At 59.4% G+C, this 12979-nt stretch carries 9 protein-coding genes; 4 read left to right on the forward strand and 5 right to left on the reverse strand.

Features of this window, described 5'->3' with window-relative positions; all coding sequences use genetic code 11:
• The 4 genes from VMU57_RS00535 to VMU57_RS00550 form a co-directional block, all read left to right on the forward strand.
• A partial coding sequence (locus VMU57_RS00535) for an HD-GYP domain-containing protein (protein ID WP_325379690.1) occupies positions 1 to 352 on the forward strand: 352 nt, incomplete at its 5' end.
• Positions 353 to 598: 246 nt separating this feature from the next.
• On the forward strand, positions 599 to 901 hold the full coding sequence (locus VMU57_RS00540; protein WP_325379691.1) for a 4a-hydroxytetrahydrobiopterin dehydratase: 303 nt from the start codon (positions 599 to 601) through the stop codon (positions 899 to 901).
• A 151-nt stretch (positions 902 to 1052) separates the two neighbouring features.
• Positions 1053 to 2495, forward strand: coding sequence for an alpha-L-fucosidase (locus VMU57_RS00545; protein ID WP_325379693.1), 1443 nt, complete (start codon positions 1053 to 1055; stop codon positions 2493 to 2495).
• Between the two features lie 478 nt (positions 2496 to 2973).
• The gene (locus VMU57_RS00550) at positions 2974 to 3411 is read left to right on the forward strand and encodes a CYCXC family (seleno)protein (protein ID WP_325379695.1); all 438 of its coding nucleotides are present in this window, start codon (positions 2974 to 2976) and stop codon (positions 3409 to 3411) included.
• A 9-nt stretch (positions 3412 to 3420) separates the two neighbouring features.
• On the opposite strand, the gene VMU57_RS00555 is transcribed toward VMU57_RS00550, so the two are convergent.
• The 5 genes from VMU57_RS00555 to VMU57_RS00575 form a co-directional block, all read right to left on the reverse strand.
• Entirely contained in the window at positions 3421 to 5028 is a 1608-nt protein-coding gene (locus VMU57_RS00555; protein ID WP_325379697.1) for a hypothetical protein, read from the reverse strand.
• A gap of 232 nt (positions 5029 to 5260) precedes the next feature.
• Positions 5261 to 6133: an Fpg/Nei family DNA glycosylase gene (locus VMU57_RS00560; RefSeq protein WP_325379699.1), complete on the reverse strand. Its 873-nt coding sequence runs from the start codon at positions 6131 to 6133 to the stop codon at positions 5261 to 5263.
• Positions 6126 to 10901: a DNA glycosylase AlkZ-like family protein gene (locus VMU57_RS00565; protein ID WP_325379701.1), complete on the reverse strand. Its 4776-nt coding sequence runs from the start codon at positions 10899 to 10901 to the stop codon at positions 6126 to 6128. Before VMU57_RS00565 ends, VMU57_RS00560 begins: the two co-directional genes overlap by 8 nt.
• A gap of 47 nt (positions 10902 to 10948) precedes the next feature.
• Entirely contained in the window at positions 10949 to 11776 is an 828-nt protein-coding gene (locus VMU57_RS00570; protein ID WP_325379703.1) for a protein-glutamate O-methyltransferase CheR, read from the reverse strand.
• Positions 11763 to 12971: a chemotaxis response regulator protein-glutamate methylesterase gene (locus VMU57_RS00575; protein ID WP_325379705.1), complete on the reverse strand. Its 1209-nt coding sequence runs from the start codon at positions 12969 to 12971 to the stop codon at positions 11763 to 11765. Before VMU57_RS00575 ends, VMU57_RS00570 begins: the two co-directional genes overlap by 14 nt.
• Positions 12972 to 12979 lie beyond the last annotated feature (8 nt).

Consider the following 12979-nt stretch of genomic DNA (forward strand, 5'->3'; position numbering starts at 1 on the left):
AGCCGCCGAGATCGTCTACACCCATCAGGAACGCTTCGACGGCACCGGCTACCCCCGCGGTCTGCACGGCGAAGCCATCCCCCTCGGCGCTCGCATCTTCGCCATCGCCGACGCTCTCGACGCCATGACCTCGGACCGCCCCTATCGCAAGGGCACCAGTTTTGAAGCCGCCTGCGAAGAGATCGCCCAATGCTCGGGCAAACAGTTCGACCCGGCCATCGTCGAAGCCTTTCTCGCCATGCCGATCGAATCATGGACCGACCTGCGCGCCGAGATCAGCAGAATGCCCGCATCAGCTTTGTCGTCTACCTTATGCCGACCGACCCTCACCCTCGGCAGCCGCGACTCGTAGCCAACCAAACTATTTTCAGACCATTGTTCGAAGCATCAAAAAAAGGTTCGGCAGCATAAGCATCGAAAGCTATGTCATTGTGAGCGAAGCGAAGAACCCCCGCATTTCGCTTTTCGTCGTTGTCTGTTCTTTTTACTGTTGCCTGCTCTTCACTCCCACCAGGATTTGCTCCAACCTCACCCCAGCCAACCGTATTGCCAACGCCGCGCTCAGAGCACTAGCATCAAACCCGCGAGGTGTACCGTCATGAAAAAGGCATTGACTCCAACCGAAATCGAAGATGTATTGCGCGCTCATCCGGAGTGGAAGCTGAAAGACGGAAAGCTCGTTCGCGAGTGGGCCTTCCGTGATTTCCTCGAGGCCATGGCATTCGTCAACCGCGTCGCAGCCATCGCCGAAGACGCCAACCACCACCCCGACATCGATATCCGCTATAACCACGTCCTGCTCGCCCTGGTCTCGCACGACGCAGGCGGAATCACCCAACGCGATGCAACCATGGCAGGCCGCATTACTGCGGAACTAGCCAGCCACGTCGGCTCACATTAAGAAGTTGAGCGCTTATATACTTAAGAAAACTCCAACTAGCTGATGGATTCGAATATTTAAGCGCTTGACCATTGCCATTCACGCATGGCAGACTTGCCCTTGACCTCCGCCAATCGTACAAGGCGCATCCTTGCTGGAGTACTGCCTACCTATGCTCAACCGTCGTGAGTTTGCCCATGGACTCGCCGGAACCGCAGCCCTGCTGGCCGCAAAGCAGTCTGCCCTGGCCGCTTCCACCATGCAGGAGACCACAAAGCCTCTCCTGCAACTACAGCAGGAGTTCATGGACCTCCGCTTCGGCATGTTCCTCCACCTCAACATGGCCACGTTCGAGCAGCGCGAATGGGGCGACCCCAAAGCCTCGCCCAAACTCTTCAATCCTGCCCATCTCGACACCGACCAGTGGGCGCAGGCCGCTCGCTCTGCCGGAATGGCCTACGGCTGCCTCACCACCAAGCATCACGACGGCTTCTGCCTCTGGCCCACCAAAACTACCAGCCCCAGCGTGAAGGACGCGACCTTCACCCATGACATCGTCGAGTCCTACGCAAACTCATTCCGAAAACATGGTCTCAAGGTCTGCCTTTACTTCTCCATCCTCGACCTTCGCGCTCAGATCTGGTCTTATCAGGTCACTCCAAAGAAGATCGCCCTGATCAAGGCCCAACTCTCCGAATTACTCACCAACTATGGAGAGATCACCGCCATCATCTTCGACGGCTGGAACGCCGGTTGGAGCCGGATCACTTACGACCAAATCCCCTTTCGCGAGATCTACGATCACGTCAAGAGTCACCAGCCCAACTGTCTCGTCGCCGACCACAACGCCGGGCAATATCCCGGCTCGGCGCTCTGCTACACCGATATCAAGCAGTACGAGCAGCACGCCGGTCAAAAGATCTCCTCCGACAGCATCATCCCCTCAGAGTCCGGGACCACCTTGCAGAGCCAATGGTTCTGGAAGCAGAGCTATCCCACCGAGCAGCTCAAGTCCGCCGATACCATCGTGAACGACTGGCTCGTCCCCTTCAATCGGCAGCACTGCAATCTTTTAATCAACGTCGCACCCAATCGCGATGGCCGCTTCGATCAGAACGCAGTCGAACGCCTTGCCGAGGTTGGCCGCACATGGAAAGACCGCGCCCCAGCCCCGAAGCTCGCCCCCTCAGTCAGCATCACGACCCCCAACCTGGCCTTCGCCCGCCCATCCTTCGCCAGCCGCAATACCGAAGGCATCGGCCCCGATCTCGCCAATGACAACAGTTACAGCACTTATTGGATCGCAGACGACAACGAGACCTCCGGCTGGATCGAGATCGTCTTCGACCAACCCACGGCATTCAACACTATCTCTATCGTCGAGCCGCGCTTCGATAACGAATATGGCGTCGATAGCCGCATTACCTCCTACAGCGTCGAATCCTGGCAGAACAATCAATGGAACACCATCGCCAGCGGCCAGACCCCACTCGTCTTTCAGCTGGATCGGTTCCAGCCCGTCACCGCCGAGCGCGTCCGCCTGACCATAAAAGGCTCCACCAAGCCACCCGGAATCGCCGAGTTCGGCATCTACAACGAGCCCATCGGGCGATAGTTCGACCGGCTTTCGCGCCCTCAAACACCAGATTCCAACTTTTGTACTCTTCATTCCGGCAGGTTTTCATTTTATGAATAAATTTTTATCTAGTTTTCCTCAGCCCTGCCGATATTGATAAATGACACATATAAAATGATTAAGCATCAACAAAGAGGTTCGGGCTTCAACTTTTAAATGCTCCCATGACAGGTTTTTTCTATGCTCGAGCATATTTTTCATTTTCCGGATACGCATTGTGGTATATTCAATTCATCGGCAAGCGTGAGTAACCGCCCGTAAAGATTCTCAGCCCGCACCAAGCAACACCGGCTGACACAAGTTGCGTCACTGGCCTCCCGGCATGAACAAAGTACCGTTCATGCCGCCTTTTTTTTGCCTTTTACGCAACCCCTCTCTTCCACACCCACTGCACATGCCCCTACAACAACAGCCCCGCATTTGGAATTATCTCTTCACGCCATTTATGATGTGCGACATGAAGCGAATTATTGGCTGCCTCATCTTAGGACTTGTGACCATGGCCGCGTCCGCACAGTGGACCAACCCCTCCGACGACGTGCCTGCCTACAACGCAACCGCTTCCAAGAAGCCTTTGCCCCACATCCTGAGCGGCGATCAGCTCACCGGCGAATATTTCTCGCACCCATATCAGGTGACTGTATATAAGATGGCGGCAAAGATTCCCAACGTGCTGCATCAGGAACCCTGCTACTGTCACTGTGACCGCGCTTTGGGACACAACAGCCTGCACAGTTGCTTCGAAGGAACTCACGGAGCTGCCTGCTCCACCTGCATGAAAGAGGGAGCCTACGCCTACGAGCAGACCATGAAAGGCCAAACCCCGGCACAGATTCGCGCTGGCATCGAGCGCGGCGACTGGCAGACCGTCGATCTCACCAAAGCCTCGCTCTAAGTCGCCGCATCAGCGGCAGCTCTGATTCTCTGCAGCTGGCATCGCCAGAAACGTAATGCTCTCCGGAGCCAGCATCACCTTCCCAACCTTTTCTTTCTCCCCTGTGAGCGACGGGACATTCCCCTCTGCATCCACCGTCAGCGTCTTCCCATTCAGATCCACCGCTGTATCCATCAACTTGGCGGCGGTCAACGTATATCGCTCCGAGCGCACCGGAACGGACAACTCCTGCGATGCCGTCCGATCAGCATTAATCGCCAGCAGGGCCACGCCACCGGGATGACCCTGCTGGCATTGCGCATACAGATGCAGGTTTGCAGCAGTCGAAGACCCGGCGTCGAGCACCGTCGTTCCCATCAATTGGTGCCACAACAAGGCCGCCCAATAGTTCGGCCGTGGAGCCAGCGTGTTTTCATCGAGCAGGCCATAATCGCTCGATGCCAGCGTGTTATGCATTATCACCTGCACGCCCAGCTTCGCCAGACGTCCATGCTGATCCAGGTAGCGGAAGGTATCCAGAAAGGTAGAAGCCCAGGGGTTGCCGCCGCACGCTGCATCCGCCGTCTCTGTCAGCCACATCGCCTTACCCGGCTCATACTGATCGCGAAGCCCCGCATAAAACGCCTCCACCGTGCCCGTCCGTGAGAGCCAATCTTCCGAAAGCGCTCCCTCCGGAGTGATCTGTGCCACCCCTCCCATGCCTGCGCATCGCTTCGAAACCGCGCCATAGAAGTGGTAAGAAAAATCGTCGTAGACCGGCCCAGTAGCCTTCAGCAGATCAGCCGACGACAGCACTTTCATTCCCGCCGGCAATAGACTCCCGCCCTCACCGACCCCGCCCGGTCCAAGGAAAATCATCTTCGGCTCAGCCTTGCGAATGAAGGGCAGAAAGAGCTTGATGTCTCTTCCATAATCCGCCGCGCCATAGCCCTTGGGCGCGCCACCGATCACGGCAAACGTCGGTTCATTCATGTACTCAGCAGCAGCGATGCTCCCGCCAATCGACTTTGTATAATCCAGCAGCTTTTGCGCCTGGTCCGAAGTCCACACGCCGGAAGCATCGCGCGTCCCCACGCTGGTAGAAAAGGATGTCACGAGCTCCGCATCGGTCGCATGAACGAAGTCAACAACTCCCTTCCATTGCTGGCGCGTCAACACACCGCCAAATCCCTTCGGCGCTGTCGCCGGAGCGGGCCCATCGGAGTCCTGAAAGTAGACGCTGTTCGCCCACGTTCCACTTACCCGCACATAGGCTGGTCCCAGCGCCGCCGCCAGCTTCCGCAGCCGAGGATTAGAGAGATCGATAGGCGGGCGGTATTGATACAGATTGGGGTCCATGCCTACAGGCTGGTTCGCATTGGCAGGCTGGCCGGAAGGCGCAGCCTTGGCAGCAACATCACCCGGCTTGGCATAGGGCTTCCAAAACCTGCCGCCGATAACCTCAACCATCTCGATGTTGTAAGACTGGAAGCGCTTATCGACCGTCCCCACCCGCGCCATACTCGCAGGCGAGATCGATTGAACGGTCGGCTGCTGTTGAGCCAACGACGTCACACCACCCGAAAACGCGACCAGCACCGCGCACGCAATCACTCCAAAGCTCGTGTTCTTCTTCATGGCATCTCCATCTCGCCTGTCGAGCAAGCGCCTGTCTGCTGAATAGCTGCGAAGCCACTCTAACACCACACAGCATTTAGTTCATAGAGCCAATTTAATGTGCCAGAAAGCACGTCATCTCGACCGGAGCCACGCGGTCTCATCGCGTGGAGGAGTGGAGAAACCCCTGTATTTCGCCATTGTTCTTGCTTTGGCCTGTTCCTGATCGCCGCGAAACCCGAACCCCTTACGGTCAATCCGCCGCATCTTCCACCCAGGGCTGGCACTGAGGACACCAATAAGTCGACCGCGCCTGCTCTCCCTGCTTCCTCATCATCACGACAGCTCCACAGCGGCGGCACTCCTGTCCCTGCCGCCGATACACCCAAAGCCTCTCCTCGCGATTCATCGCATGCGTCGTCCGTCGATTGCCGGCATAGGTCACAATCCCCTCGTCTTTGCCGTCCACAACATTCGCCTTCATATAACGCTGTGCGAACTCCACCAGCGCCATCATTTCTTTCGTTGTAATCGTTCGCATCTTCCGAAACGGGTTCACCCCTGCGGCAAATGCCAATTCGCTCTTATAGACATTTCCCAAACCTGCCAGCACCCGCTGGTTCAACAGCACCACGCCAATCTCAGCATCGGGATGCTCCCGCCCATAAGCAGCAAGCCGATCCACTCCACCTGCCACCGTAAACTCGTCAGCCAGAATATCCGGCCCCAGCTTAGGCACCTGACTGCTCCTCTCAAGTGACCGCGTCGTATGAAACTCCGCAATCGGCACATTGAACGCGACCGCCTCCCAATCCCCATTGCCATCTCCAGCACGAATCACCACTCGCATCCGGTTCCGCCCCATCCTCCATCGTTCGCCAGGCCGGTAGAGATGCCAGCTCCCGCTCATCAACATATGCGTCACCAGAATCAGATCGCCGCTGAAATAAATCAGCAGCCACTTTCCCCGCGACTCCACCTTCTCCACCGTCCGTCCCGCCAGCGAAGCATCATCATCGACGCGCGCCAGCTTCGCCAGCCCAGTCTCGAACCCGGTCACAACCTTGCCGCCAATCGCCTTCTGCAAAGCCCGCGCCGCACGATAGATGGTGTCCCCCTCAGGCATTGGCTCTCACCGCATCCCTGCCTCCGGGCAAAGGCGGCAGCCCTCGGCGCACATTGAAACCCATAGCGCCCGCAGCAAATCCCGCATCCAGCAAAGCCCGCGCCATCGGATGCTCCGCCACCGCAACGCCATTCACCATGGCAATCAACAGTCCCGCACGTCGATCCTCATCCTCCAGCCCCTGCACCCGCTTCACCAGAAACTCCGCGAGGCTCTGCATCACATGCGACCGCTGCGGCTCTTCCTCCGGAAGAAAAACCTGCACATTCGGATTCCCTCGTCGCAGATAAGCCACCAACTCCCCATCGCGCAGAATCACCTGCGCCCCCACACTTCGCGTCAAGGAAGACCCCGCATCCGATGGCGCGGGCCAGCGCAGCAAAGCTCCATAAGGATTCGCCGGGTCGGTAGCCGCAAGCTGCAACATCTCCGGCCTATCCGGCTCCTGCTGCACCCGAAGCGAACGCAGCAGATCCACCGCCGCAGGCTGAGCAAACTGCGTGGCTCCCAGGTCCGCCGCAAAGTATCCACGCCGAATCTTGCCGCTCTCCTCCAGCACCTTCATCACGTCATAGATCGCAGAAAAACCACCCGGCAGGTTCTCCGCATGCGCCGTCTCACGAAACACCACACCATACCGCGTCAACAACTGCTGCGCCATCGCATGACTCCACGCCGTGGCCGACCAGTCAGCCGCAAACGCCGCGCCCTGCAAAGCCCACCGCCCCTGTGCCGTAGGCGGAGTCGTCCGCCGCGAGCGAAATCCCGTCTGTTGATGCACCCTTCGCTGCTTCCGCGCACTCGCCGCCGGCCTCTCGCAATAAGCTCGCAGCGCAGCCATCCCATCATTCGTCACCAAACCCTTCCAAACCAGCTCCCACAGAGCATCCAGCGTCTCCCCCGGATACCCTCCACCAACCCCATCATGCAAATCCTGAAAGAACGAAGCCCCACGCTCCCGCAGATACGCAATCACCTTATCTCCCCGCTCGCTGGTCCCTGATCCCTGTTCTCTGTTCCCTGCACTTCCATTCCAAAGCCCCGGCAACTTCTCCGCGAGATAAAGCCCAATCCGCCCATCCCGCTCTCCAATAGGATCCAACCCAACCCAAACCACCTCACCCGCCGCAATCAACGTATCCAGATCAGAAGACTTATACCCCATCAAACGTGACGGCAGAATCTCCGTCTCCAGAATCGAAGCCGGCAGCGGAGCACCCTGCAGATTCTCAATCACATCCAGCAACGCATCCAACCCACGACGCGGCTGCACCACACCCTGCCACCGCGTCAGCAGTCGCGCCAGCGTCCGCTGCTCAACCGGCTCAACCTCCTTGCGCAACTGCGCCAGCGACTTCCGCCGAATCGTTCGCAGCACCTCGTTGTCGCACCACTCGCGATGAATGCCCCCCGGACGAAAACCACCCTCAACAATCCGACCCGACTGCACCAACCGTTGCAGCACCGCCTCAACGCTCGCCATCGGCAGATCAAAACGCCCCGCTGCCTCATGCGAGGTAAACGGCCCATGCGTCCGCGCATACCGCCGCAGCAGATCGACCATCGCCTCTGGAGCAGCCTCCAAAAAAGCCGTAGGCAACCCCGGCGGCAGTGGCACTCCCAACGCATCCCGATAGCGCGCAGCATCCTCCACCGCAATCAACCGCTTCCCTCTTGCGAACTGCACTTCCAGCACCCGCCGCACGCGCATCAACTTCGCTACGCTCTCCGCAACCGCATCGCTCACACACCGCGCCCGCAACTCATCTCGCGTCAGATCCCCCAGCCGCAACAACAGATCATGCACCCCATCCATCGTCCGCGCCTTGTAATCTTCAAAGACGCATTGCAGCTGCTCCTCCGTCTCCTCAATCGCGTTCGCATCCAGTAACTCGCGAAGATCGGCATCCCCCATCAACTCCCGCAGCTGGTCCTGATCAATCGAAAGCGCCTGCGCCCTTCTCTCTGCCAGCGGAGCATCACCGTCATAGATGTAGTTCGCCAAATAGCTGAACAGCAGCGCCGAAGCAAACGGGCTAGGCGTCCGGGAGTCCACCGTATGCACGCGCACGGACCGGTTCGCCATCAGCCGCAGCGTCTCCATCAGCGCAGGCATGTCGAACACATCGCGTAGACACTCTCGATAAGCCTCCAGCAATATTGGAAAAGAAGGATATCGACTGGCCACGCTCAACAAGTCATACGAGCGTTTCCTCTGCTGCCACAGCGGAGTTCTTCCATCCGCCCGCCGCCTGGGCAACAACAAAGCCCGCGCCGCACTCTCCCTAAACTTCGCCGCAAACAAAGCCGTCGAACCCAACTGCTGCAGCACCAACTCCGCGGCCTCCTCCGGCTCGAGCAAAATCGGCTCAATCGCAGGAGCCTCTTCCGTCTCCGGAAACCGCAGTACAAATCCATCCTCGCTCCACATCGTTTCGACATCCGGCCCGCCATGCGCACGAATCTTCGCCGTTGCCGCCATCGCCCACGGCGCATGAATCCTGCTGCCAAACGGCGTCAGCACGCAAACGCGCCAATCGCCCAACTCATCGCGCACACGCTCAATCACAATGTTCCGGTCGTCCGGCACCACCGTCGTAGCCAACTCCTGATCAGCCAGATACCGCAGCACGTTCTCCGCCGCGCCAGCCTCCAGGTCATGCTCCTGCGTCAGCCGCGTCATGGCCACACTGCGCGGCATCTCGCGCAATTCGCGCACCAGCGCGCCGATCCTGCGCCCAAACTCCAACGGCCTCCCCGCACGATCCCCATGCCAAAACGGCATCTTCCCCGCCTCACCCGGCGCAGGCGACACCAGCACCCGATCATGCGTGATCTCTTCGATTCTCCACGCCGAAGCGCCAAGAATAAACGTGTCGCCATTCCTGCTCTCGAACACCATCTCCTCATCCAGTTCACCCACTCGAACTGGCTTACTCCGCTCCCCCGCCAGAAAAACCCCATACGTCCCACGATCAGGAATCGTGCCGCCATTCAGGATCGCAACCCGCTTCACTCCCGCACGCGGCGTAATCCAGTTCCGCGTACGGTCCCACGTCACTCTAGGCCGCAGCTCCGCAAACTCATCCGACGGATACCGCCCCGCCAGCATATCCAGCACGCCATCGAAGACACTCCTGCTCAAACCAGCAAACGGAGCGGCGCTCCGCATCAGCGAATACAGCGCTTCATAGCCAATCCCCGGACTCTCTTCCTCCTCCGTCTTATGCACCGTCCTTCTCTCCGCATCCGCAACGTCCAGCGGCGGATGCGCAATCACCGCCACCATCTGCTGCGCCAGCACATCCAGCGGATTCCGCAAAAATCGCGTCGACTCCACGTGCCCCTCGTGCATCGCCCGCGTCACCGCCGCACACGCAATTAAATCCGCCCGATACTTGGGAAAGATAATCCCATGCGAAGGCGCTCCTACCTGGTGCCCCGCACGTCCAATCCTTTGCATCCCACTCGCCACCGAAGGCGGAGCCTCGATCTGAATCACCAGATCGATCGCACCCATATCGATACCCAGCTCCAGAGACGAAGTAGCAATCAGCGCCTTGATCTTCCCCGCCTTCAGCAACTCTTCGATCTCGCTCCTCTGCGCCGCGGCCAGCGACCCATGATGCGCCCGTGCAATCGCCTCACCCGCCAACTCATTCAGCGCCCCCGCCAGCCGCTCGGCCACCCGCCGGGCATTCACAAAGATCAGCGTAGAAGTTCGCCCCTGAACAATCTCCAGCAGCCGCGGATAGATCGACTGCCATATCGAAGTCCGCTTCGGTCCCTGCGAAGCTGGGCCGCTCGACTGTTCTTCAATCTCGCCCAGCCGGGCCATGTCCTCCACCGGAACCTCCACCTTCAGCTCCAACACCTTCCTCGCGCCAGCATTCACCACCGTCACCGGACGATATCGCGGAGCGTTCACGCCCACGTCCGCCTTCACACCATCATCGCTGGCCGCATCCATCAACACGTCGGCAACCTTCGGCGCTTCTGTAACCTTATCCGCTACAATCTCCGCCGTTCCTGATCCCTGTGTTTCCGTTCCCTGCCCCTCGGCTCCACCCAAAAACCGCGCCACCTCCTCCAACGGCCTCTGCGTAGCCGACAAGCCAATTCGCTGCAGTCTTCGCCCTGTCAAAGCCTCCAACCGCTCCAACGAGACCGCCATGTGCGCCCCACGTTTGCTCGGGACCAGTGCGTGAATCTCATCCACAATCACCGTCTCCACCGTTCGCAGCGACTCGCCAGCCTCCGAGGTCAGCAGCAGATACAAGCTCTCCGGAGTCGTAATCAGAATCTCCCCCGGATGCCGCCGAAACCGCGCTCGCTCCTTCTGCGAAGTGTCCCCAGTGCGGACGCTGATCTCAGGAATCCGCACCTCCACACCCTCACGCTTCGCCATGTTGGAAATTCCCGCCAGCGGAGAGCGCAGGTTGCGCTCCACATCCGCCGCCAGCGCCTTCAGCGGAGACAGATACACCACCCGGCACCCGCGCGGGGCATCCATCGCCGTCCGCAGCATCAATTGATCGAGGCACCAAAGAAACGCCGTCAGCGTCTTGCCCGTCCCCGTCGGTGCCAGAATCAGCGTCGACTCCCCCCGCGCAATTGCCGGCCATCCCTCGATCTGCGGAGCCGTAGGTTCATCAAAGACAGCCCTGAACCACTTTGCCGTGACTGGATGAAACAACGAAAGCGCAGCGTCCGCACCCGACGGCTTCGCTGCATCTACCTTCTTCGATTTAGACGAGGTTCGCGGCACACTTCGCACACTCTATAAGATGCGCCCAACCCCTCCCGCGTCCCTAATCAGACTCCAGCGACAGGACGATAGCAGTACGAATTCGAGGCGAACTCCACCTCAAACAGGTCCGACGAATCCTCCGCCTGCTCCGCATTTCCCAACACCAGGCAACCATCCGGAGCCATCAACCGATAGACGTCCTTGAAGAGATAGCTGCGGTCCTGCGACGGAAAGTAAAGCAACACGTTCCGCAGCATCACCAGGTCAAAGACCGGCAGCTTCGGCAGCGTCTCACACAAATTCGCGTACTGAAACTCACACATCGAGCGAATCCGATCCGAGATCATCCACTCCTCGCCATCCCGCACCAGGTACTTCAACAGCATCCGCGCAGGCAACCCGCGATTCACCTCCAGCCGACGATACCGTCCTCGCCGCGCATAGTCGATCACGTACTGCGAAATATCTGTCCCGATAATCTTCACATCCCATCCCGCAGCAATCGGAAAATGCTCCGCAATCAGCATCGCGAGGCTGTACGCTTCCTGCCCCGTCGAGCTGGCTGCACTCCATATGCGCAGCCGCCGTTGTTCACTCCGTTGCTCAATCAACCGTGGAAGGATCGTCTCTCGCAGCATCTCAAACGGCTTCAGATCGCGAAAAAAACTAGTCTCATTGATCGTCATCGCCTCAGCCACGGCGCGATGAAGATGCGGCGCCCGATCGACTTTCAGAATACTCACGAAGTCCTTGAGACTTGACGCACCCGCCTTCTGCGCAATCGGCTTCAGTCGCGCATCGAACAGCGCATTACGCGACGGATGGATACGATTGGCCGACTGTTGCAGCACCAGTTCCCGCAGATACGCGTAATCAGCATCAGAGCAAGTCATGCATCCCCTCCCGCCGCGATCCAGCCGCAGTTACCGCATGTTCCGCCGCCAGCCGCATAGGCCGCCCCACGTTCACGCGTTGCCTCAACTCACCGGCAATCGTGGCCAGCGGCAGCACGGCATCCGCAATCCCCGCATCTGCAACTCGCCCCGGCATTCCCCATACGGCTGACGTAGCCTCATCCTGCGCCAGCACCATGCCCCCCGCCTCATGCACTGCTCGCGCGCCATCCAAGCCATCCGCGCCCATACCGGTCATCATCAACGCCAGCACGCTCGCACCATAGAGCCGCGCCGCCGAATGAAACAGGTAGTCTACCGACGGCCTGCAATGATTCAGTGGCTCCTGCTGGTGCAGCTTCACTCTCGCTCCACGCCCCTTCAAAACCGCATCGTCGATACCAAAGCCGATCTTCCTCGCGGCCACCTCCATATGCGAGTCGCCCGGAGCGAGCCACACCGTACCCGGCACAATCGCTTCACCGTCGTAAGCCTGCCGCACCTGCAACGCGCAGCACTTATTCAGCCTCTCCGCCAGTGCTCCCGTAAACAACTTCGGCATGTGCTGCACAATCAACACCGGCACAGGAAAGCTCGAAGGCAATCGCGGCAGCATCTGCTCGAGCGCCGACGGGCCGCCCGTCGACAACCCAATCACCACCACCTCAATCGACGACTCTCTCCGTCCATCGCCGCCCCTCGCGCTCTGCGCAGCCTGCGCAACATTCTCTTCGCTCTTTCGCCTGCGCCCTTTCGTCAACGCCGCGATCTTCGGCAGCAGCTGCTGCGCCAGCGACTGCAGCGCCACAGTCAGATCACGCTGCTCGCTGGGCTTCATCACATAGTCCGCAGCCCCGCGCGCCAGTGCCTCCAAAGTCGATCGCGCCCCACGCTCCGTGTATGAGCTGCACATGATCACCGGCAGTCCCGGATTCGCATCCCGCAGCCGCTCGAGGACATCCAACCCATTCAACCGCGGCATCTCCAGGTCCAGCACCAGCACGTCCGGCTTCAATCGCCCGACGGCCTCCATACATTCCACACCATCCTGCGCCGTTCCGCACAGCTCCATCGGCGGCAGCCTGCTCAGCCTGTCCTCCGCGTGCATCTCGAATAGCTTCCGCATAATTCCGCGCATCACCGCGGAGTCATCTGCCGCAAGAACACGAAGCGGCTGTTCGCTGGAGATCCCCATGCCTTCCA

The sequence above is a fragment of the Edaphobacter sp. genome (genome assembly GCF_035532915.1).
In the GTDB taxonomy this organism is placed as follows: domain Bacteria; phylum Acidobacteriota; class Terriglobia; order Terriglobales; family Acidobacteriaceae; genus Edaphobacter.

Coding starts and splice junctions, on each gene's coding strand:
- VMU57_RS00555 (WP_325379697.1), bottom strand. CDS start 5,028: ATGAAGAAGAACACGAGCTTTGGAGTGATTGCGTGCGCGGTGCTGGTC.
- VMU57_RS00540 (WP_325379691.1), top strand. CDS start 599: ATGAAAAAGGCATTGACTCCAACCGAAATCGAAGATGTATTGCGCGCT.
- VMU57_RS00570 (WP_325379703.1), bottom strand. CDS start 11,776: ATGACTTGCTCTGATGCTGATTACGCGTATCTGCGGGAACTGGTGCTG.
- VMU57_RS00575 (WP_325379705.1), bottom strand. CDS start 12,971: ATGGGGATCTCCAGCGAACAGCCGCTTCGTGTTCTTGCGGCAGATGAC.
- VMU57_RS00545 (WP_325379693.1), top strand. CDS start 1,053: ATGCTCAACCGTCGTGAGTTTGCCCATGGACTCGCCGGAACCGCAGCC.
- VMU57_RS00560 (WP_325379699.1), bottom strand. CDS start 6,133: ATGCCTGAGGGGGACACCATCTATCGTGCGGCGCGGGCTTTGCAGAAG.
- VMU57_RS00550 (WP_325379695.1), top strand. CDS start 2,974: ATGAAGCGAATTATTGGCTGCCTCATCTTAGGACTTGTGACCATGGCC.